This window comes from Streptomyces sp. CA-251387, from assembly GCF_050936625.1.
GTDB lineage: Bacteria > Actinomycetota > Actinomycetes > Streptomycetales > Streptomycetaceae > Streptomyces.
Genome location: NZ_JBNJMJ010000001.1, coordinates 4581701 through 4604178, shown reverse-complemented (window position 1 = coordinate 4604178; position 22478 = coordinate 4581701). Strand labels below are relative to the sequence as shown.

General features: G+C 72.2%; 12 protein-coding genes. 6 read left to right on the top strand and 6 right to left on the bottom strand.

Going from position 1 to position 22478, the window contains the following annotated elements; genetic code table 11:
* Positions 1–80 precede the first annotated feature (80 nt).
* Positions 81–1853, top strand: a complete 1773-nt coding sequence (locus tag ACQEV2_RS20505; RefSeq protein WP_433043296.1) for a copper resistance protein CopC — start codon at positions 81–83, stop codon at positions 1851–1853.
* Here ACQEV2_RS20505 and ACQEV2_RS20500 read toward each other — a convergent pair.
* A complete protein-coding gene (locus ACQEV2_RS20500) occupies positions 1850–2722 on the bottom strand; it encodes a hypothetical protein (RefSeq protein WP_433043293.1) in 873 nt (290 codons plus the stop codon). The genes ACQEV2_RS20505 and ACQEV2_RS20500 overlap by 4 nt on opposite strands.
* A 234-nt stretch (positions 2723–2956) precedes the next feature.
* On the opposite strand from ACQEV2_RS20500, the gene ACQEV2_RS20495 reads away from it, so the two are divergent.
* From ACQEV2_RS20495 to ACQEV2_RS20475, 5 genes are all read left to right on the top strand, one after another.
* On the top strand, positions 2957–4270 hold the full coding sequence (locus ACQEV2_RS20495) for an ABC transporter substrate-binding protein (protein WP_433043290.1): 1314 nt from the start codon (positions 2957–2959) through the stop codon (positions 4268–4270).
* 5 nt (positions 4271–4275) lie between these two features.
* Positions 4276–5253, top strand: coding sequence for a carbohydrate ABC transporter permease (locus tag ACQEV2_RS20490; protein WP_433043287.1), 978 nt, complete (start codon positions 4276–4278; stop codon positions 5251–5253).
* Positions 5250–6146 carry a carbohydrate ABC transporter permease gene (locus tag ACQEV2_RS20485; protein WP_433043284.1) on the top strand — a complete coding sequence of 299 codons (897 nt, stop codon included), beginning with the start codon at positions 5250–5252 and terminating at the stop codon, positions 6144–6146. Before ACQEV2_RS20490 ends, ACQEV2_RS20485 begins: the two co-directional genes overlap by 4 nt.
* Before the next feature lie 73 nt (positions 6147–6219).
* A complete protein-coding gene (locus tag ACQEV2_RS20480) occupies positions 6220–7509 on the top strand; it encodes a glycoside hydrolase family 36 protein (protein WP_433043281.1) in 1290 nt (429 codons plus the stop codon).
* Positions 7506–9536: a beta-galactosidase gene (locus ACQEV2_RS20475; protein ID WP_433043278.1), complete on the top strand. Its 2031-nt coding sequence runs from the start codon at positions 7506–7508 to the stop codon at positions 9534–9536. The genes ACQEV2_RS20480 and ACQEV2_RS20475 overlap by 4 nt, the downstream gene beginning before the upstream one ends.
* A 4-nt stretch (positions 9537–9540) precedes the next feature.
* Here the strand turns inward: ACQEV2_RS20475 and ACQEV2_RS20470 are convergent, their stop codons facing one another.
* The 5 genes from ACQEV2_RS20470 to ACQEV2_RS20450 form a co-directional block, all read right to left on the bottom strand.
* Positions 9541–11322: a hypothetical protein gene (locus ACQEV2_RS20470; protein ID WP_433043275.1), complete on the bottom strand. Its 1782-nt coding sequence runs from the start codon at positions 11320–11322 to the stop codon at positions 9541–9543.
* Positions 11319–13466 (bottom strand): hypothetical protein, encoded by a 2148-nt coding sequence (locus ACQEV2_RS20465; RefSeq protein ID WP_433043272.1) that lies wholly within the window; start codon positions 13464–13466, stop codon positions 11319–11321. The genes ACQEV2_RS20470 and ACQEV2_RS20465 overlap by 4 nt, the downstream gene beginning before the upstream one ends.
* Positions 13463–16303, bottom strand: a complete 2841-nt coding sequence (locus ACQEV2_RS20460) for a hypothetical protein (RefSeq protein WP_433043269.1) — start codon at positions 16301–16303, stop codon at positions 13463–13465. Before ACQEV2_RS20460 ends, ACQEV2_RS20465 begins: the two co-directional genes overlap by 4 nt.
* Entirely contained in the window at positions 16300–19992 is a 3693-nt protein-coding gene (locus tag ACQEV2_RS20455) for a tubulin-like doman-containing protein (protein WP_433043266.1), read from the bottom strand. Before ACQEV2_RS20455 ends, ACQEV2_RS20460 begins: the two co-directional genes overlap by 4 nt.
* 171 nt (positions 19993–20163) lie before the next feature.
* Complete coding sequence (locus tag ACQEV2_RS20450) at positions 20164–22422, bottom strand: VWA domain-containing protein (protein WP_433043263.1); 2259 nt, start codon at positions 22420–22422, stop codon at positions 20164–20166.
* Positions 22423–22478 lie beyond the last annotated feature (56 nt).

Below are 22478 nucleotides of genomic sequence, written 5' to 3'. Positions count from 1 at the left end.
ATGTGACTGACGTGGGGTGCGATGACGGACGACAACCGCGGCGCCGAACAACTCAAGGGCGGCGGCGACTTCGACGGCTGGTGCTGCTGGGCACCCTGCTGGTCCTGTTCCTCCTCGGCGGCACGGGCCCCGCGTCGGCCCACGCAGCCCTCCGCGCCACCGACCCCGAGGACGGAACCGTCCTCAAGTCGGCCCCCCGCCACCTCACCCTGACCTTCACGGAGTCCGTCGGCCTGCTCGACGACTCCTTCCGTGTGCTCGACCCGGACGGCCGCCGGCTGCGTACGGGCGAGCCGGAGCATGCGCGGGGCGGTGGCGACACCGCCCGGGTGGCGTTGCCCGGGAAGATGGCCCAGGGGACGTACACCGTTGCCTGGCGGGTGGTGTCGGCCGACAGCCACCCGGTCTCCGGCGCGTTCACCTTCTCCGTCGGCAAACGCACCCTCACCATGGCCACCGTCGACACCGGCCCCACCGAGGACCCGGCGACCAAGGGCCTCTACAACATCGCCCGCTACCTGGCCTACCTCGCGGCCGCCCTGCTCATCGGCACGGCGACCTTCATGGCGGTCTGCCGCCCACCGGACGCCCCCGTGCTCGCGAGTCTGCTGAGGACGGGCTGGTGGACCCTCCTCGCCGCCACCCTTGCCCTGCTGGTGCTGCGGGCCCCGTACGAGACGGGTGAGGGGCCACTCGGGTCCCTGAGCATCGAGTCCCTCACCCGCACGCTGACCAGCCGACCGGGCGTGGTCCTGCTGGCGCGGCTGGCCCTGCTGCTGGTGGCCGCCGTCTACCTTGTACGGCTGTCCCGGCGCCGCCGTCCCTACGGCTGGTCCGGCGCCGCCCTCGCCGCAGGCCTCGCCGTGACCTGGGCCGCCGGCGAGCACGCCTCCGCGGGCATCCAGGTCCCCGCGGCGATGACATCCTCGGCGCTGCATCTGCTGGCCACGGCGGTCTGGCTGGGCGGCCTCACGGCGCTGCTCGCCACGCTGTACCGCGCCCACCTGACCCCGGTCGCCGTCACCCGCTTCTCGCGCCTCGCGTTCGCTTCCGTGACCGTCCTGGTCGTCACCGGCGTCTACCAATCCTGGCGCGGCCTCGGCTCCTGGGACGCGCTCACCGGCACGACGTACGGCAGGCTCCTCACCCTCAAGCTGGCCGCGGTGTGCCTGCTCCTCGGCGCGGCGGCCCTGTCGCGCCGCTGGACGGCACGGCTGGCGACGGCCGACGCGGAGACGGTCGTAAGGGAGGTGGAGAAGGTCCCGGAGCCGGTCGGCGGCCCGCCGCTGCCCGAGCCGCCGCAGAGCGACGTACCGCAGACCGACGCCCCGCAGAGTGATGCACCGCGGAGCGACGCCCCGCCCGCCCGGGATCCGCGGCGCCGCGCCCTGCGCCGCTCCGTCCTCGCCGAAGTCGCCGTCGGCGCCGCCGTCCTGGCGGTCACCACGATCCTCACCAGCACGCTGCCCGGCCGGGCGGAGGCCGAGGCGGCGGGGCAGGCGCCCGCCGTGGTCGGTGCCTCCGTCACCAACGTCCCCTTCGACGTCGGCACCCCCGGCGGCCGCGGCAAGGTGCAGATCACCCTCGACCCGGGCCGGGTCGGCGACAACTCGATCGAGGCCCTCGTCTACGGCCCCGACGGCGGCGTCTCCATCGTCCCCGAGCTGCGCGTCTCCTTCACCCTCCCGGCCAAGGACATCGGCCCCCTCGACGCCGAGCTCACCGACAAGGGCGGCTACTGGGGCAACAGCTTCCTCAACCTGCCCATCGCCGGGACCTGGGAGATGAAGGTGACCGTGCGGACGTCGGAGGTCGATCAGGTGAGCGAGACCAGGACCGTGGTCGTGCGCTAGGAGAGAACCTGGATGAGCTGGTACGGGACCATGTACAGCCCGGCGTACAGGAACAGCGTGCCGAAGACGCCCACGCCGAGCGTCCGCCAGACCCAGGTGCGCACGGGGAGCCTGGCGGCCACCCGCTCCGGCTTCCGTGGGTCGTAGGTGACCTGGAACCGCTCCGGCGAGGTGCTGACCGGCTCGGCCGCGCTGTCGACCTCGCAGTCGCGGGGGACGCCGTCCAGGTCGGTGAACTGGAACATCCGCTTCTTGCCGTCGTGACGGTGGAAGCCCGCCAGCACGGTGACCCCGCGGCGGCGCAGGATCGCGCGGTCGTACAGCGTCTTCGCGGCCATGCCGTACAGGACCACGCCGATGATCAGCGGCTTCGTACCGAAGAACCAGAGGATCGCGCCGATGATGTCGGCGTGCATGATCAGCGTCACCAGCCCGGCGATCCAGCCCACGATCGGCACGCCGAGGACGAGCGCCAGGGTGAGGTCCTCGAACACCTTCCTGTGCCAGGGCGGAGTGACCGTTCCCGGTAGCACCACGACCTGCTCCGCCCCGTCCCGGCGGCGTTCCTCGGCATCCCGCGCGGGCAGCGCGGCGGTCACGGTCGCGACGAAGACGTCCCGTGCGGACGCGCCCCGGTGTGCCACCCGGTACACGGTCGGCCGCGTCCCCTCCGGCGCGGTCAGCACCACCTCCACCCCACGCGGGCTAACGCCCGGTGCCGGTCTGACCTCCTCGACGGCGGTCAGCGGTATGCGTCTTCGGATCCCGTCCTGCTCCAGCGTCAGTGATCCGTCCTCCAGCCACAGGGCGCCTTGACGGCCGCGCAGGGCCACGGAGGGGACGTGTGAGGGCGTACTCGATGCGGTCATGGCCGAAAGCTAGCGGCGTGATCTCCCCGGCGCAGGTGGATTCGATCATCTCTTCGGTCTGTACCAGTTCGAGATATCGGTCACGTTTCCGAAACGGCCATCGACATCTCTTGACGCATGACCAGACATACGGCTGTTATTGCGCCACTGTGTTCGGTCAAGTTGATTTCTGATCGATTACGACGGACTTCATCGCGCCGCCGCCACGGCCGTCCCTGCCCTCAGGAGCCGCAGATGCACCACACCTCACCCTCCGGTCTGTCCCTGCCCTCGCCCAGCCGCCGCACCCTGCTGCGCGGCGTGGGCGGCGCCGCCCTGCTCGGCGCCGGGATCCCGCTGCTGAGCGCCTGCGGTGGCAGCGGTTCGGGGAGCGACCCCAAGACCGTCACGGTCGGCTCCAACGCGTCGGACGCCGTGCCGAAGAAGGCGTTCGCCGACATCTACACGGCGTTCGGGAAGCAGTCCGGGCTCACGGTCGACGTGAACACCAAGGACCACAACACGTTCCAGGAGCAGATCAACTCGTATCTGCAGGGCACGCCGGACGACGTGTTCCACTGGTTCGCCGGCTACCGGATGCAGTTCTTCGCGGCCAAGGGGCTGGCCACGCCGATCGACGACGTGTGGAAGTCCATCGAGGGCAACTTCCCCGACGCGATGAAGAAGCTCTCCAAGGGCGAGGACGGCAAGTACTACTTCGTGCCGCTGTACACCTACCCGTGGGCGCTCTTCTACCGGAAGAGCGTCTTCCAGGAGAAGGGCTACGAGGTCCCCACCACCTGGGACCAGCTGGTCGCGCTGTGCAAGCAGATGCAGAAGGACGGCCTCGTCCCGATCGCCTTCGGTGACAAGGACGCCTGGCCCGCGATGGGCACCTTCGACCAGATCAACTTCCGTGCCAACGGCTACGACTTCCACGTCGAGCTGATGGCCGGCAAGGCCTCCTGGACGGACGCCAAGGTGCGCAAGGTCTTCGACCTGTGGACCGAGATCCTCCCTTACCACCAGGACGGCGCGATGGGCCGCACCTGGCAGGACGCCGCCCAGACGCTGGCGTCGAAGAAGGCCGGCATGTATCTGCTGGGCACCTTCGTGGGCCAGCAGTTCACCAACGAGGCCGACCGCGAGGACCTCGACTTCTTCGCCTTCCCGGAGATCGACCCGGCCTACGGGCAGGACACGGTCGAGGCGCCCACCGACGGCTTCATGCTCTCCAAGGCGAAGAAGAACCACGCCGGTTCGGTGAAGCTGCTTCAGTACCTGGGCACTCCGGCCGCCGAGGAGATCTACCTCAAGTCCGACCCGAACGTCGTCGCCGCCTCCACCAAGGCGGACACGTCCTCCTACAGCGCGCTGCAGAAGAAGGCGTACGACATGATCTCGGGGGCGAAGAGCCTGACGCAGTTCATGGACCGCGACTCCCGGCCGGACTTCACCTCCACGGTGATGCAGCCGGCGCTGCAGAAGTTCATCCGTGACCCCAAGGGCATCGACGGCATCCTGTCGTCGATCGAGCGCCAGAAGAAGACGATCTTCGCGTCGGGCTGATCGATATGACTACCGACACCCCCACCAAGTCCCCGGAGGCGGCCGCCGTGCCGCCTTCGGGCGCGACGTCCACCCAGCGGGCCCACAGCGGCCACCGCCGTCTGCTGACCCGCCGTGACCGGCTCACCCTCGGCCTGATGGCCGGCCTGCCGACGATCCTGCACGTGGCCCTGGTCTGGGTCACCGCGCTGGCCTCCATCGCGCTGGCCTTCACCACCTGGGACGGCATCGGCTTCGACGCCATCAAGTGGGTCGGGCTGGACAACTTCCGGGAACTGTTCACCAACAACCCGCAGTTCTGGCCGGCCGTCGAGCACAACGTCATCTGGTTCGTCGTGCTCATCCTCATCCCCACGCCGCTGGGGCTGTTCCTGGCCGTGCAGCTGGACAAGAAGATCCGCTTCAGCCGCGTCTACCAGACCGCGTTCTTCCTCCCGGTCGTGCTGTCGATGGCCGTCATCGGCTTCGTCTGGCAGCTGGTCTACAACCCCGACACCGGCCTGATCAACAGCCTCATCGGCGCCAACGAGCCGGGCAAGTACATCGACTGGATCGGCGATCCGGACCTGAACCTGTGGGCGATCCTGATCGCCGCGTCCTGGCGCCACACCGGCTACATGATGATCCTCTACCTGGCCGGCCTCAAGGGCGTCGACCCCGCGCTGCGGGAGGCCTCCGCCCTGGACGGGGCGAACGAGTGGCAGACGTTCAAGAACGTCATCTTCCCCACCCTGCGCCCCACGAACACGATCGTCCTGGTCGTCACCATCATCGAGGCGCTGCGCGCCTTCGACCTCGTCTTCGTGTTCAACAAGGGCGCCGAAGGCACCGAGTTGCTGTCGATCCTGGTCACCAACAACATCATCGGTGAGTCCAGCCGCATCGGGTACGGCTCCGCGATCGCCGTCGTCCTGCTGCTGATCTCCCTCGCCGTGATCATCCCCTACCTGATCGCGACCTTCCGGAAGGAGCGGCGCGCATGAGCACCACCACCCTCGCGACCGGTGCGCCCAAGCAGCGCACCCCCCTGCGCCCCGCCCGGATCCTGCTCCACGTCTTCCTCGCCGGAGCCGCCCTCGCCTGGCTCGCCCCGCTGCTGTGGGCGGTCTACGCCGCGCTTCGGCCGTACGGCGAGACGAGTGAGAAGGGCTATGTGTCCTGGCCCGACACGCTGACGTTCGACAACTTCACGAACGCCTTCACGCAGTCGGACATGACGCACTACTTCACCAACACCCTCATCATCGCGGTCCCGGCGGTGCTGCTGACCCTGTTCCTGTCGTCGATGGTCGCCTTCTACGTCGCCCGCTTCGACTTCCGCGTCAACATCGCCCTGCTGCTGGTCTTCACCGCCGGCAACCTGCTGCCCCAGCAGGTCATCATCACCCCCCTGTACCGGCTGTACCTCCTGGTCGACCTGCCCGGCATCACCATGAGCGGCAAGCTCTACGACTCCGCCCTGGGGCTCGTGTTGATTCACGTCGCCTTCCAGTCCGGGTTCTGCGCCTTCGTGCTGGCCAACTACATGAAGATGCTCCCGCACGAGCTGACCGAGGCCGCCCTCGTCGACGGCGCCTCCGTATGGCGGCTGTACTGGCAGATCACCCTGCCGCTGTGCAAGCCCGCGATGGCCGCCCTCGCCACCCTGCTGTCCATCTGGATCTACAACGACTTCTTCTGGGCCCTGGTGCTGATCTCCACCGGCGAGAACATGCCGATCACGTCGGCACTGAACAACCTCTCCGGCCAGTACTTCACCGACCCCAACCTGATCGCCGCCGGCGCCCTGATCACCGCCGTCCCGGTCCTGGTCGTGTACTTCCTCCTCCAGCGCCAGTTCGTCAGCGGCCTCACCCTCGGCGCCAACAAGGGCTGATCCCGGCCCCGTTCGAAAGAGAACCACCGTGCACCACCCCTTGAGAGCCTGTCGGCAAACCCCCGTCGCCTCCGTGCCCGTGGACGCGGCCCGTGCCCGCGTCCACGAGGAGGGCTGGCAGTCCTGGAGCCCCAGCGGCGTCTACGCCCTCGGTGACAGGCCGTACCGCCCGACCAACGACAACTGGGCGACGGTCTGTTACCGCCCGGGCGTCACCGTTCCCGAGGGGACGTTCCAGGGCGAGGGCCTGCTGGCGCTCGACCCCGGTGACGGATCGCCGGTCCGCCTGTGGGCGGCGGTCGACCCGACGTGTGAGGTCCCGTCCGTCCGGCTGGTCGTGACGGACGGCCGGGCGGAGGTCAGCGCCGACGGCCCGGTGAAGGAGTGGACGGGTACGAGCATCCAGTCGGTGCTGGGCGACTGGGCCGACAGCCTCCAGCTGACGGCGCCCCGCCCGGCCCCGACGGTCTGGTGCTCCTGGTACGAGTACTTCACCGCCGTCACCGAGGACGACATCCACGAGAACCTCCGCGCGATGGAGACCCTCGACCTGCCGATCGACGTCGTACAGATCGACGACGGCTACCAGAAGGCCCTCGGCGACTGGCTCACCCTCTCCGGCCGCTTCCGCTCCCGCGCGGGCATCGCGGACGCCATCCGCGCGCGGGGCCGCCGGGCCGGCATCTGGACGGCACCCTTCCTGGTCGACCCGGTGAGCGACCTCGCCACCGAGCACCCCGAGTGGCTGGTCCGCACCCCCGAGGGCGGCTTCACGCACGCCGGCCGCAACTGGGGCCACGACCTGCGCGTCCTGGACACCACCCACCCGGAGGCGGCGGCGTATCTGACGGAGGTCTTCCGGACCCTCCGCGCCGAGGGCTACGACTACTTCAAGGTCGACTTCCTCTACGCGGGCGCCCTGGACGGCGTACGGCATGACACGGAGGTGGACGCGCTGACGGCGTACCGCTCCGGCATCCAGCTGATCCGCGACGCGATCGGCGAGGACGCCTACCTGCTGGGCTGCGGCGCCCCGATCCTCCCCTCGCTCGGCCTGTTCGACGCGATGCGGGTCAGCCCCGACACGGCCCCGCACCGCCGCCCCGAGGCCGACGACTACAGCCAGCCCGGCCAGGACCCGGCCGAGTTCACGGGCGCCGGCCGCCGGTGGCAGCACGGCCGCCTCTGGACCAACGACCCCGACTGCCTGATGGCCCGCCCGGCGGTGGAGACCCGGGAGCGGTGGGCCGCGCATGTCGAGGCGACGGGCGGCCTGATGGCGTCCAGCGACCGGCTGCTGTCGCTGGACGAGTGGGGCGTGGAGACGACGCGCCGTCTGCTGTCGTCGGGAGTCGCCCGATGAAGCGGGAACTGAATCGGGAACTGACGCGGGAATTGAAGGTTCCGGGCATCGCCTACGGCGGCGACTACAACCCCGAGCAATGGCCCGAGGAGGTCTGGGCCGAGGACATGCGCCTGATGCGCGAGGCCGGGGTCACCATGGTCAGCGTCGGCATCTTCTCCTGGGCGTTGCTGGAGCCGAAGGAGGGCGCGTACGACTTCTCCCTGCTGGACAGCGTCCTCGACCTGCTGGACGCCCACGGCATCGCGGCCGACCTCGCGACCCCGACGGCGGCGCCCCCGGCGTGGTTCTTCCGCGCCCACCCGGAGGCGCTGCCCGTGGACAGGGACGGCAGGAGGCTGTCGTACGGCAGCCGTCAGACGTTCTGCCCGAGCAGCCCGGCGTACCGTGCGGCGGCCCTGCGCATGGCGGGGGAGATCGCCCGCCGGTACGCGGACCATCCGGCGGTGAAGATGTGGCACGTCCACAACGAGTACGGCTGCCACAACGCGGAGTGCTACTGCGACGAGAGCGCGGCCGCCTTCCGGCGCTGGCTGCGGGGGCGGTACGCGGACGACCTCGCCGCCCTCAACGACGCCTGGGGAACCCGCTTCTGGAGCCAGTGGTACTACGACTGGGACGAGATCCTCCCGCCCCGCGCCACGGGCGCCGTCCCGAACCCCACCCACCAGCTGGACTGGCGCCGCTTCTGCAGCGATGAGCTGCTGTCGCTGTACGAGGCGGAGCGCCGGGTGCTGCTGGCGGCGGCCCCCGAGATCCCCGCCACCACCAACTTCATGGTGATGTACAACTTCGACGCGCTGGACTACTGGCGCTGGGCCCCGAAGCTGGACATCGTCTCCAACGACCACTATCTCCAGTCCGCCGACCCCGAGTCGGAGATCGACATCGCGCTCAGCGGCGATCTGGTCCGCTCCCTGGCGGGCGGCCCCTGGCTGCTGATGGAGCACTCGACGGGCGCGGTGAACTGGCAGCCCGTGAACCGGGCCAAGAACCCTGGTGAGTTGAGGCGCAACGCCCTGGCCCATGTGGCACGCGGCGCGGACGGCGTCGCCTACTTCCAGTGGCGCGCGGCGAAGGCGGGTGCCGAACAGTGGCACTCGGCGATGCTCCCGCACGCCGGGACGGACAGCCAGATCTGGCGTGACGTGGTCCGGCTCGGCGCGGACCTGCGGGCGCTCGCGGAGGTGCGCGGCAGCGTCGGCACGGCCGAGGTGGCCGTCGTCTGGGACTGGGACGCCCGCTGGGCCATGGAACTCCCCTCCCAGCCCAGCGCCGAGCTGCGCTTCCAGGACCTGGTCCGCGCCTGGTACGAGCCGCTGTGGCGGTCCGGCGTGGCGGTGGACTTCGTACGCCCGGACGCCGACCTGTCGCCGTACCGCCTGGTCCTCGCCCCCAGCCTGTACCTGGTGGACGACGAGGGCGCGAAGAACCTCACCGCCTTCGCTCAGCGGGGCGGCACCCTGGCCGTCGGCTTCCACAGCGGGGCGGTCGACGAGAACTGCCATGTCCGGCTGGGCGGTTACCCGGGCGCCTTCCGGGACGCGCTGGGCGTGCGCACCGACGAGCTGTTCCCGCTGCTGCCGGGGGAGTCGGTGGGGCTCAGCGGTGGTGGTACGGGAGTGCTGTGGTCGGAGCGCGTGCGGCTGACCGGCGCCGAGGCGATCGAGTCGTACACGACCGGCCCGCTCGCGGGCGTACCGGCGGTGACGCGCAACTCCCTCGGCCAGGGCGCCACTTGGTACCTCGCCACGCAGCCGGACGCGGCGACCCTGGCGGGGTTGCTGGACCGTATCCGCGCGGAGGCGGGCGTGAAGCCGGTCCGTACGACCCCCCAGGGCGTCGAGGCAGCCCTGCGGCGCGGCCCGGACGCCGACTACCTCTTCCTGATCAACCACACCGACCAGCCCGCCCACATCGGGGTCGCGGCGGACGCGACGGAACTGCTGACGGGCAAGCCGCTGCCGGGGTCGGTCACGGTGGCCGCCGGAGAGGTCGCGGTCGTACGGGAGCCGCACGCACGCTGACGCGTCAGATGAAGAGCATCAGCACCAGCCCCACGAGTACGACACCCAGGACGACGATGCTCCCGATGAAACAGCCCGGGTTGTTGATCATGTCGGAGAGCCGGGCTGTGAGGCCGATGGGATCCGAGGTGAGGTCCACCGGTTGTGGGGGTGGTGCTGTGGGTGCTTGAGCGGGGCGGGGCGGTGGGGGCGCGGCGGGGTGTCTGCCGTTGCGGTTCAGCGCGTCCCGCAGCAGTTGGCTCCACAGTTCCGGCGGCAGGTCGGGGATCCGGCCGTTCGCCGGTTCGATGATGCTCTGCCGGAGCCAGTTGAACGCGGTGGGGTGGGTGCTGACGCTCATCAGGTGCAGCACCTCCCCCAGTTGGGTCAGATGGCGCCGGTCCCGGGCCACGGGGGCGACGGCCCAGCTGAAGAGGTCGGCCGCCCGGTCGGCCAGGGCCATTCCCTGCGGTCTGAAGTACAGGCCGTTCCGGAGCACTTCCGCGCACAGTGCGTGCCGCATGTCCGGATGGCGTACCTGTACGCGGTCGGGCTTGCCCAGCTCCCTCAGCACCAAGTCCAGGGAGTCCGGCGGCAGTTCGCCTGAGCTCAGCACATCCAGGAGCACCTCGTCGGGCTGTTCACCCAGTCGCGCCATCAGGAGACTGTGCCGCATGGCGTCACCGTGGCGGTTGTCGCGCAGGTCCTGGTGGAGGGCGTAGGTGTCCTGGTACGGCTGCCCGTAGGGACCTTCGTACGGAGTCGTCGGGTAGGTCTCCGGGGCGGTCGTGGCTTGGGGCGGTGCCCCGGCGCGATCCAGTTCCAGTTCCCGTTCCGGTTCTCGTTCCTGTTCCCGCTCCCGGGCCCGGGCCCGGCCCCTTTCCTGCCGGTCCGGGCCGAGGATCTTCCTGAGGCGGTCGCGGCGGCTCTCCCAGTCCAGGGCCGCGCCGTCGGGGAGTGCCTCGACCAGCTGGGGTACGCCGGGAGCCGTCTGCGGGTGGGTGAGGAGGTGGGCCACCAGCTGGGCCGCCGCCTTGTGCTCGAACTGGAACGTGGCCGGTCGGCGGCCCATGACCCGGGCCAGCGGGCCGGAACCGCCCGAGTCCGGCTCCCAGCGCGGGACGGACATCAGCCGCAGGGGATGGCTGTCCACCGTGTCGTACGTGGCGAACGTCCACTCCTGGTCCAGCCAGGACCCGAAGATCAGGAACAGCCCGAGATAGACGAGCGGCACCATGGCCGGGTCCGGCCAGCTCTCCGGTGTCTTCTCCTCCAGCAGCAGCGACACCCGCTGACTCGGATCGCGCAGCAGCTCCGCGCCGGCCAGGATCAGCGCGCGCTCGACCTCCGACAGCCGCTCCACCATGCCGGGCAGCCGGCCCCTCGCCAGCTCGTGGAGGTCCGTGAGATCGAACTTCGCGAGCTGACCGGAGTCCTGCTCGGCTCTCTCCTGCTTGCGCCAGCCGCCGTTGTACGCGAGCCCGAGGCAGCGCGCGGGCGGCAGGGTGCCGCGGTCCCCGACCAGCACATGGCTGACCGTGCTGGGCCGCCCGCTCGGGTCGGTCGTGGGCCAGCGCTGGACGAGCAGGACGTCGTCGTCGCGGGAGAGCGTGCGGACGACGCTCGGCCGGGCGGCCGCCGCGCCGGACACCCACAGCAACGGGCCCAGTTCCCGGCCGATTTCCTCGGCGCGTCCGGCGTCGCAGGAGTGGGCGACGGCGTTCATGCCGGTGCCCTGGCGGCCGTGGTTGCCGTCCCAGCGGAAGACGATCTGGTGCACCGAGTCCCGGTCCTGGAAGTCGTTCACCGGTGTTCTCCTTCCTCGGATCCGTCGGGCTCCCCGGGCCCATCAGAACGTTCGAACCGCCCGGCTTCCCCGGTCCCGTCCCACGGCACCGCTTCGAGCGCCGGGGCCTCCCCCACCGCCAATGCCTCGGCGCCGCCGGGGACTTGGATCAGGCCGTGCATGGCCAGCAGGGCCAGCAGCGGCTCCAGCACCCGTCGGGGTCCGGCCCCCGCCGGATACCGGCCGTGGTCCTCCTGGCCGCCGGTGGCGGAGGCGATGTGCAGGGTGCAGCGGCGGATCGCGTCGAAGGGGCGCAGCCACGCCTGGCCCGCGTGCCGGCGCAGCAGCCCGTAGACGTCCCGGCTCTCCTCGCGCAGCAGCTCGGGGTCGAGGGACGTGGCCGGCGGGCGGTTCAGCCAGCGGTCGACCGGCGGCTGGAACCGGAGCAGGTCGGCCTTGCCGAGCACCATCGCGGCCGGCACGTCCAGGTAGCCGCCGTTCTTCGGCAGCCGGTCCAGGACCGTGCCGAAGGCGAGGTCGCCGTCCCGGTTCACCTCCACACCCCAGCGTTCCCGGGCGTGGTCCAGCTGCGGCAGCGGAAGGGCGAGCGCCGGGTCGACGACGAAGACCAGGGCGTCGACGCCGAGCAGGAACCGCAGCGCCGCGTCGGTCCGTACGAGGTCCTCGCCGCCGAGGTCGAAGAAGGCGATCGGGCGCACCTGCCCGCGGGCGTCAGTGATCAGCAGGGACTCCACGAACCGGGCGAAGTCGTCCATGCCCAGCGCCGCCGTGTGGTCCAGGACCTTGCCGCTGCGCAACGGCTGCACCCGGTCCCGGACGAACCGGGCGTGCTGCTCCGGATTGACGGACTGCCACTTCAGGCCGAACGGCTCCAGGCCGCCGTCGGTGATCGCCGCGATCATCTGGGTCAGAAGATGACTCTTGCCGGTGGAGGACTGGCCGACCATCGCGACGGTCAGCGGACGGCCGTACGTCAGGTAGGGCACCGGGATGTAGTGGGTGGGGAACTCCGGGTCCGCCGTGCACTTCTGGACGGCGCCGCGCATGACGTCCGTCCGCCGCACGGGGTTGTTGATGCCCTTGAGGTCCAGCGGCTTGTACTGCATCCGGCTGTCGGTGACGAACAGTTTCGTGAGGTCGAGCCGGATGGTCTCCAGGCAGTACGGGCAGAGCACCTCGCCGTTCTCCGGCTCGGACGATCCGTTCCGGGGCCGGGCCGCGGGTGCCTGCCGTTTGAGACGCAGCGCCTCCTCGAAGGCCTCGTGGTGCGGGCGGGTCTCGTCGGGCGGCACGGCGAGCCGGACGCGGCGGGCGGTGCCCGGTGCCACCAGGTCGAGCACCTGGGTGGGCGTCGGCCGGTCGGCGGCCCGCGGCGCGAAGGCGGGCCGCAACGTCTGGTCCAGCTTGCGGTGGTCGCGCAGGTCGGCGGGCGGCCGGTCGGCGGGCCCGGGCCGTCCGGTCACCAGCTGGTAGAGGACCTGCGCCGCGCTCCACACCGCGTCCCGCGCGTCCGCGAGGGCCTCGCCCCGGCGCTGTTCCGGCGAGCAGAAGGGCGCCCGGCCCCACGGGCGACGCGGCCGTCCGGTCCGGGTCACCGACTCCAGCCCCCAGAGCTGGACCCTGGCGCCGTCCCAGAACACGGTGGCGGGCGAGACGCCGCGCGGCACCAGGCCCTGGCCCTCCAGCAGGCACAGGGCCAGCATCAGGTCCCGGGTGAAGATCTCCTGGTCGGTCGCGGACATCACATGGATCCGCGCGACGGGCGTGCCGCGCGGCGGGTCGTACAGCACGTACGGCTCGGCGGTGTCCAGCTCGTAGCCGACGAGCCTCGGGAAGAGGGCCGCGTACTCGGTGTCGCCGAGCAACTGGTTCAGCTGCAGTGCCGTGCCCGCCTCGGTGTCCAGCAGGGCGCGCGCCGCCGGGTTCGCCGCCTCCTTGGCGCTCAGGCGAACCTGCACGCACTGCTGTCCCTGGTCGTCGAGCACGGCCTTGCGGATCAGCTGGGGCAGCAGCCGGTCGCGGCGGAACTCGCGGCCGACCCGGACCGGGGTGACGCGCCGCCGCCCCGACGGCACGGTGAACGCGAGCTTGTCCGGAGCCGGTCCGCCCGGCCCCGGCAGCGCGGAATGCGTGGTGCTCGTCACCAGCGGTCGCCGTCCCCTCGTGCGTCGCTCTCCGGCCAGTCGTCGCCGGAGCTCAGCCAGTCGTCGTCCGAGCCGGTCCGGTCGTATGGCTCCGCCCGGTCGTAGGCATCCGCCCGCTTGTACGGTTCTGTCCGCTCGTACGGCTCTGTGCGGGCGTACGGCTCCGCCCGGTCGTAGGGAGCTGCCCGGTCGTACGGGTTCGTCGTGCCGTACGTCTCCATCCCGTCGTCCATCTCCCTGGCCGGTTCCCCGTCCGAGCCGTGCCGGGGGCGGACGGTCTCCACCACGCCCACGCGCAGGGGGGTGAGGCGCACCAGGCCGGCGTACCGGCCCGACGACGTCCACAGGACCTCCTCCGGGTGCACCGAACCGCTCGTCCGCCAGGCCTTCTCGACCTCGTCGCGTACGGCCCTGGGGGCGAACCTGAGCCACACCGCGGCCGCCGGGTCGCGGCTGAGCAGCGTGCCCTGCTCGGGTGTGGACAACTGCACCACGGCCTGCCGGCCGGCCTCCGTGCCGACCAGTTCGGCCGGTCCCTGCGGGTCGGTGCCGAGCAGGTTGGCCGAGGTGGCGCGGACGCGGCGCGCGGCGGCGAACGGGGGCGGGGCCAGCACTCCGTTGTGCCGGAGATGATGGCGGGCCGTCGACAGCAGCTCGCGGACCCGTTCCTCGGTGCGCCGGACGGCGCGGGCGCCGGCCTGGCCGCGTTCGACGGCACCCCAGTAGTGCTTCATGGCCTCCAGGGCCGCGTCCGTCAGATCGGCGGACAGGGTGGCGACCAGCTCCGGCCCGCCCTCACCGCTCTCCCGCTCCAGCCAGCGCGGCACAACTCCCTTGCTGGGACGGCCGTTCGGGCCGACGGCACTCGTCTCCCGGCCGGACGCCGATCCTTCCTGACCGCTGCGCCCCTTCGCCTCGGCGGGCTCGTCCTCCCACGCGTACACGCTCGCCCAGTCGCCGTCGTCGGCGTCGGTGAAGGCGTCGTCGAGCTCCAGGTCCGTGTCGTCGTCGAGCCAGCGGTCCTCGTCGGACGTCCCGGCGCCGGGCGCCCCGAAGGGCGCGGACACCCCGCCGGTCACGAGCCTCCCCCACTCCCGGCTCCGCTCGAGCGGGGGGACCCCCATAGGCTCGGGCACCGCCTCCGCCTCCGCCGCGGCGGCCGTCGCCCGCAGCATGCCGGCGACGGAACGGGCGGCGTCGGCGCAGTACAGGCGCTCCTCGACGGCCCAGTGCTCCCGGACCGCCTCGGCGAGCAGCGCGTCCAGACCCTCAAGGGCGTGGCGCAGTACGGCCGTCGCGTGGCCGGGCGCCCAGGCGGCGGCCGCCGCGCGCCAGAGCCGGCGTACGGTCTCCTCCGTTACGCCGAGAGCGGCCAGCAGGCCGATCGTGCTCAGCCAGCCGGGGGGTTCGGTCGCGTACGCCGCCGCGGCCCCGACGAGCGCGCTGCCGACCGCCGCGACCGTGGGGGCCACGCCCCAGCGGCCCGGGCGTCCCGCACCCTTCAGCCGGGCCGAGCCGAGCACCGCCATCCCGACGAACAGCAGCGGCACGACGACCGCCAGCGGCAGGAACGGCCCCCACCACAGCGCACCGAGCAGCCCCGCCCCGGCCGCCGCGAGCGGACCGGCCACCGGCAGTCCCGGCACCGTGGCGTCCGCCGTGCCCGCCGTCTGCCGGGCCACGGCCTCGGCGGAGTGCGGGGCGAGCTTCGGCAGCAGCGCCGAGCCGGGCAGCGGCTCCACGCGTCCGGCCAGACCGGTGAAGCGCTGGGCCACCGAGCGCAGGGCGAGTCCCTGGCCCAGCAGTTTGTGGGCGAACTCCCGCAGCCCCTCGCCGATCCGCTCGCCCATGCCCTCGGCCGACGGCACCCGCAGCCCGAGGGCGGCCAGCCGGGTCGCCGACTCGGCCGCCGACGGTGCCGTGCCGCCGCCGCTGCGCAGGGCCGTGGCAACGAGGTCGCGGTAGTTGTCGAGCGCCTGGCGCGCCTGGTCGACGTCCGTCTCGAACGCCTCCCGGCGGGAGGCCCGCAGCAGGCCGGGCAGGGACCGCAGTCCGGCCAGCGCCTCCTCGGCGTACTCGAGGGCGTCCGCGCAGGCACGGTAGGCGTCGTCGGCCACGCCGCCGGGTTCCCGGTGGCCGAGGTCCCGGCCGCCCCGGCCCGCCACCAGGCCGCGCAGCGGCTCCGGCAGGTCGGCTCCGGAGGAGGCGGTCAGCAGCACGTCCGGTGCCAGTTCGGTGTCCTCGCCGGCGAACCGGGTGAGCGCGTCGCGCCAGGCCCGGTCGCGCACCTCCGGCGGCAGGTCCTGCTCCAGCAGCCGTACGCCGGGCGCGGCGACGGCCTCGGGCAGCGACTGGATGCCGTCCAGCACCGCGAGATAGACGTCCGGGACGGACAGGACGTCCACCAGGACCGCCAGCGCGTCCGGGTCGTCCGGCTCGGGCTGCTCCAGCGCGGTGCGGGCGGAGCGCAGATCGCCGGCCCACAGCAGTGCGGTGCCCGTGGCCCGCAGCACCGAGGGGCGCAGCAGCCGGCGGTCGGGCTGGAAGCCGCCTTCCGCACCGGCGAACGCGCCCGGCGCGCTGCCGACCAGCAGTACCAGCAGCCGGACCTCGCCCACCGCCCGGTAGCCGGTGAGCAGCTCGTACTGCGGCTGGTGGTCGGCGAGCCCGGCCGGGGTGTCGACCACCAGGAACAGCGGGTCGTCCGGCTCCGGCAGCCCGGCCCGGCTCAACTCCTGGGCGACCCTTGCCCGCACGGCCGACGGGTCGTTCAGCGCCGCGGCCCCGGCACGCAGGTCCAGATGGATGACGGTACTGAAGTCCTGGGACCGGCTCACCGCACGTCACCGTCCCAGGGGGCGCCGCCCCGGCCGCTGTCGCCGGACTCGTCGTCCCACGGCGCGCGCCGCCGACCGCCCTGCCCGGCGTCGTATCCGTCGCGGCGGCGGTCACTGTCGGGGTCGGGCCTGTCGTAGTCGCCGTAGTCGTCGCGGCGGCCGTCCCGGCCACGATCACTGTCCGGGTCGGGCTTGTCGTATGCGCCGCGGTGGCGGTCGGCGTCCGGGTCGGGCCTGTCGTATCCGCCGCGGTGGCGGTCGACGTCGGGGCCGGGCCTGTCGTAGTCGCCGTGGTCGTCGCGGCGGTTGCCGGTCCGGAAGTCGGTGTCGGTGTCGCGGCGGCTGTCCCGGCCGTCGCGGCCTTCCCGGTCCGCTGCACCGCGCTCACCGCGCTCGACGCCGTACGGCCTGTCGTAGTCGTCGCCGTTGTCGTCGTAACCGCCCCCGCCCCGCGAGGACACCGGTGTCGTGCCCCAGTCGTCCTCATCCGGTGCCGGGCGCCGGGATGCCGAGAAGTCCCCGCGGGCGCGGGGGTCGGTCGGGGTGCCGCCGCGGACGTGTTCCAGCAGGGTGCGCAGGGTCGGCTGGACGGCGCGCTGGTCGCCGAACTCGGTGTCCAGGGCGGCCGGGAGGGTCTCCGCCCAGAACTCCCACAGCGGGCGCACCCAGCCCTCGATCCGCTCGCCGCCCCGCTCCCGGCGCTCCGTGAGCAGCTCCAGCTGGCGCGGGGCGACCTTCTCGACCAGGTCGACGAAGAGGGGATGGGGTTCGCTGCCGGTGCGGGCGAGGCCCAGCGGCTGAGCCCCCATCAGCTCGCGGCAGTAGTCCTCGACGATCCGCTCGTCGTCCAGGACCGTCCAGCGTTCGTACGAGCGCAGCAGCTCGGCCCAGCTGGACACCCCGCCGGGGTAGTCGCCCAGCCGCAGCCGCACGCCGGGGACGTTCGCGCCCTTCTCGGGGTGCAGGCGGAGCCGGACGCGTTCCGGCGAGGCGGGGTCGCCGTCCATCACGTCCACCTGGCCGTTCCACATACAGCACAGCAGGCGGTGCAGGATGACGCGCCGGTCCTCCTCGCTGCTGACCATCCAGCTGTCCCGGTAGCCGAGCCGCTGCCGCCACCGCAGGACGTCCTGCGCCTGCTCGCTGTCCTTCGCGCGGGCCCACTGGCGCAGCACCTTGCGGGCCTCGGGAACCTGGGTGAGGCTCATCTCGCTGCGGAACAGGACTACGGTGATGGAGTCGCTCTCCACACCCCGGTACTCCACGGAGTTCTTCGCGTCCGAGGGCAGCCGCAGCGTCTTGCCGAGGAACTCCTGCACCTCGTCCACGGCCTGCACCCGCGGATAGGTGACCAGGACGCGGAGCAGCCCGGTGCCCTCCGGGGTGAACCCGACCGGCAGCAGCCCGGTCAGCTTCCGGCCGAACAGGTCGAGCGCCTCCTTGCTGACCTGGTCCTTGGCGTCCGCGTCCCCGGCCGCCGCGGCCAGCAGCGTGCCCATGGACGGCAGCAGCGGCCGCTCCTCCAGATGCGCCCCGCTCTCCGCGAAGAGCCGGGTGATCCGGGCCTCCAGCTGCCCCTTGACGCGGGCCACCGCGCCCTCCGGGTCGCGCCGGCTGAGCCCGTGGACCTGGCGCCAGGTGTCACCGTCGACCAGCTTCAGCAGCAGGTCCGCCTCGTCGTCGTTCTCCCGCAGCCCCTCGCGGCGGATCAACCGGACGACGACGTCCTCGTAGAAGTGGTTGAGACTGCGCTGCGGCGGCAGGAGGTACGAGATGCCGGTGCGGTCCTCGTAGAGTTCGCGGCCCTTCTGCTCGGCCGTCTTGCGCTCCTGGTCGCTGTGCCGGCGGAAGGCGTTCACCAGGCGTGCGAGGTCGGCGCCGGCCGCGTCGGCGTGCGGCTGCCAGTGCTGCTGCTGCTCGCGCCAGGCCTCGTGCCACACCGTCCGGCAGCGCCACTGGTACCAGGCGTCCTGCTCCTGGATGGCCGCCTGCACGTCGTCGTCGCCCCAGCGGGCCGGGGCCAGGCCGCCCAACTGCCCCTTGATCCGCGGGATCTTGGGCGGCTGCTCGGTCACCCCGGGCGGGCGCTGCGGGGTGCGGGCGCGGCTGTCCAGCATGCCGAGGAAGCCGAGCTTGGCGATCGGTTCGTCGCTGTCCGGGACGCCCCTGACGACGCGTTCGGCGAGGAAGGGGTCCACGGTCTGCAGCAGCTTGTCGATGGCGGGGCGCGGGGCGAACCGGTCGGCCATCGCGATGGCGGCGCGGTCCGCCTCGGCCCGCAGGTCGGACAGCAGCCGCTGCATGTCCGCGATGCGCTCGCCGAGCGCCTGCTCGATGTTCTTGCCGCCGCGCGGCAGCGGATCGGGCTCGGGCAACGCCAACTGCCTGCGTTCCCACAGCTCTTCGAGGTGGGAGTCGGCGAACAGCTGTCGGATCAGCGGCACCGCCCCGTCCCGCAGCTCCGCCCGTGGCCGCTCCACGAGGTCCGTGACCGCCAGCCGCAGCAGCCGTCCCGCCACCAGGTCGGCCAGCTGGTCCATCGGGGCGGTCATGGAGGCGACCAGGCTGGTGGAGACGCCCTGCCGGCCGATCCCGGTCGGGGACACCGCGCTGCGCTGCACGCCCCGGTTGATGAAGCTGGCGGCGAAGGTCGTGAAGTCGTCGTCGGCCGCCAGCTTCCGGCCCCGTACGCTGCCGTCGCCCAGCTCGGTGCCGATCAGCGACATCACCAGCGAGACGATGGAACGGCGCAGATCGTCCGCGCGGATGCCGGCGGTCGGGCTGAACAGGAAGGCCGTGGGCAGGATGCCGGTGCGCAGCCGGATCGGCGTCATGCCCGGGTAGCGGACGCCGAGCCCGAGCTCCTGGTCGAGATCGCCGATCTCGTGGCCCTCCGACGGCGCGTTCTGCGTGTCGACCAGCCGGAACAGGTCGACCAGCGCCCGGGCCGCGTTGAGCTCCGCCTCCCGCCCGCCGCCGGTCGCGGCGGAGAACGACGACGGCATGACGACCAGCGGGTAGATCTTCACGCCGTCGAAGCGGCGCAGCTGGAAGGCGTGGTTGATGAGGTGCAGATAGTCCAGGAAGATCCCGGCGCCGGTGCCGCCGGCCACCGAGAAGGCGACGAACACGTCACAGCCGTTGACCTTGCCGCCGCCGAGCTCGCTCAGCTCGCCGCCCGCCTTGGCGATCGCGTCGATCGCCTGGAGCAGCGGCTCGAGCACCGGGGCGAGGCCGTGCCGGAGCGTGGCGAACAGGGCGGCCCGCCCCACGGTGGGCAGCTGACCCGCGCCGGCGTGCAGCGGGGTGACCTTCGGCTCGTCGACGCGCGGCGGCAGCCAGTCGGCGACCTCGTCACGCAGGACCGCCCGGAGCATCTTGGTCACTTCCGGGGAGGCGTCGAAGTTCGGCAGCAGGTTGTGGGTGGCCCGGGAGGTACGGGCGTACGCCGCCCGCAGGGACGGGTCCACGTTGAACTGCGGCAGCCGCTGCAGATCGCTCTCGCTGTAGTCCGCGTACACGAACTGCAGGCAGTCGGGCAGCTGGAACGGGGCGTGGCCGCTCTGCCGGCTGAGCGCCATGCCGTCCGGGCCGCACAGTTCGGCACGCAGTCTGCGTTCCAGCTCGGCACCGACCAGGCCTCCGGTGCCGCCCAGGCCGACGAAGAGCATCGGCTGGAAGATCTTCATGGGTTCCTCCCCGCTTCACGGCCGGCGCGGCCGCAGGTATGTGCTGGGTACGTCCGTGGTGCCGCGCGGCGGGAGGGCCGCGCGGCGATGGGATGGGGTGCGGTGGGATGCGGTGCGGTGTGCCGCGCGCGGGCCGGGCCGGGTGGTGAGGTGTCCGGCCCGCCCCGCGCGTCACAGGAACTCGTCGTAGGCGCCGCCCGAGCCCGGGTTGCGCGGGCCGGTGCCACCCGCGAAGGCGTCCTGCGGCGGTCGGGGTCCCGAGCCGAGGGCCCCGCCGAGGGCCAGGCTGAGCGTGTCGGTCAGCTGGACCCGGCCGTTGGTGGGCAGCGGAATGCGGCTGCCGCCCTTGCGCACCACGGCACCGCCCTCGCGGCTGCGCCGGACGGCGTACGGACCGTGCGCGCGCTTGTCGATCCGCGGGCTGCGATGGGCCTCGGCGACGGCGAACTCGTACCACTGCTTGTTGTTGCCGTGCCCGGCCCTGTGCTCGTTGACGACGGTGCCGTCCTCGGAGACCAGCTGCAGCACCAGCCCGAACGGGTCCCGCCGGCGCCTGCGCAGCCGCAGCCGGGCGACGACGGCCGCGGCGGCCAGCGCGAGCGCTGCGGCGCCGGACAGGAACGCCCACCAGTACTTGTCCCAGAGCCCGGGCTCCGGTGTGACGCGCACCTTGATCGGCTCACGGGTGAGCACCCGGTCGTCGTCGGTGGTGTCGACGACGGTGAAGGTGCCGGAGAGGTCGAGGCCGTCGCCGAGGCGGTCCCCGAAGGCGCTCGCGGGGGAGACCCTGACCGTGACCTTCCGGGTGCCCTGCTCACCGGGCCTGAGGGTGATCTCGTTCGGCTCGACGGAGAGCAGCCCGTCCTTCACGTCGGCGACGGACAGCCGCAGGGTGTGCGGGGCGTCGGTGGTGTTGCTGACGTCCAGGGTGCCGGTGACCGTGCCGCCGGGGTGGGTGCTGCCGGCGGGCAGTTCCAGCGGTGCCTTGACGGGCAGGTCGCCGGGCGCGACCACGCTCTCCTCGTCGCGGGTGTCGGCGCGCAGCCCCGAGGCGGTCAGCGTGGCGCTCGCCTTCAGCGCCCCGTCGGCGTCCTGCGGGACCTTCACGGTGCCGGTGAAGGAGCCGTCACTGGCCTCGGGGTCGGCCCCCTTGCCGCCGTCGGTGAGGTCGATCGCCAGCGGGGAGAAGCCGTCACCGGTCAGCTCGCCGCGGACCCGCAGCCCCTCGTAGTCGCGCGGATCCTTGATCTCGTAGCCCTCGCGCGTCTGCAGCCGCATGGTCACCGTGACCTTCTCGCCGGCTTGCGGCGAGGGCGGGTCCATGGTGATGGCGCCGCGCAGCTCGCCCTGCCACAGCACGCTGACGGCGACGGGCAGCGAGCGATGGCCCTCCGGGGCCTCGGCCTTCACCTTCCAGACGCCGGGCAGCGGATCGACGATCTTCAGCGCCTCGACGGTGCCGGTGCCGCCGGCCAGCTCGAAGCGGGACTTCTTGTACGTCCCGGAGGTGTTGGTGATCGTGTCGCCCGCCGGGTCGATGTAGCTGATCTTCACCTCGGGGTCGCCCTTGTCGACGACGATGCTGCCGACGGTCGCCAGCGGGGAGATGCCGATCTCCTGGGTGGACGGCGGCCGCTGGGGAGAGGGGCCCGGCTCGTGACGCAGGCAGTGGGCGGCGGCGAAGATCTTCTCCAGAGTGGTGCCGACGTCCTTCGCCCCGGAGACCTTGTGGGCCCTGGGAGTTGCGGAGGGCAGTGCGACGCAGCCCTTCTGGTAGCCGCCGGCGGCGATCTGGTCGAGCTGCTTCTTGTCCGGGTCGGGACCGAAGCCCAACGGCCAGATCTGGACGTTCTGGGCGGCGGCGTCCTTCAGCGCCTCCTTCAGCTGCCGTTCGCCCTCGGCCTCACGGTGCGCCGGATCGCCGTACTTGGGGCTGTCCTTGACGTCCATCTTCCCGTCGGTCAGCAGGAACAGCACCCGGGGCGCCGAGGCGTCCGAGCCGTCGGTCAGGTCGTGCACGCCCTGGCGGATGGCGCTGGGGAGGTCGGTGCCGGTGCCCTCGCTCTTCTTGCGGCTGCGCAGCTTGTCGACGCATGTGCCGATCGTCTCGCGGCCCGCCGCGTCCAGCGTGGTGCGCGGGCACACCGGGTCCACCGCGCGCTGGTCGGCGGTCTCGGCGGCGGCGAAGCCGAAGACCGTGACCTGCGAGGACGAGGACACGTCGCCCAGCGCGATCCGCTGGGCGGCGGCCTTCTCGGCCTTCATGTCCTCGGGCGCGAGGCTGGCCGACTCGTCCACGGCCACCGCGTAGTTGACCGCCGGGAACGCCGGCTCGGAGTCCGCCGCCGGCACCGGATCCTGACCGGCCGGTGCCAGCAGCGACACGAACACCGCGGTGCCGCTGAGCACCGAGACCGCGGCGTGGCGCACCCGGGCCCTTCCTGTCTGCCGTCTTCCCGTGACTCTTCCCACGGCCGTCCCCTTGG

Coding starts and splice junctions, on each gene's coding strand:
- ACQEV2_RS20500 (WP_433043293.1), bottom strand. CDS start 2,722: ATGACCGCATCGAGTACGCCCTCACACGTCCCCTCCGTGGCCCTGCGC.
- ACQEV2_RS20495 (WP_433043290.1), top strand. CDS start 2,957: ATGCACCACACCTCACCCTCCGGTCTGTCCCTGCCCTCGCCCAGCCGC.
- ACQEV2_RS20490 (WP_433043287.1), top strand. CDS start 4,276: ATGACTACCGACACCCCCACCAAGTCCCCGGAGGCGGCCGCCGTGCCG.
- ACQEV2_RS20485 (WP_433043284.1), top strand. CDS start 5,250: ATGAGCACCACCACCCTCGCGACCGGTGCGCCCAAGCAGCGCACCCCC.
- ACQEV2_RS20475 (WP_433043278.1), top strand. CDS start 7,506: ATGAAGCGGGAACTGAATCGGGAACTGACGCGGGAATTGAAGGTTCCG.
- ACQEV2_RS20455 (WP_433043266.1), bottom strand. CDS start 19,992: ATGAAGATCTTCCAGCCGATGCTCTTCGTCGGCCTGGGCGGCACCGGA.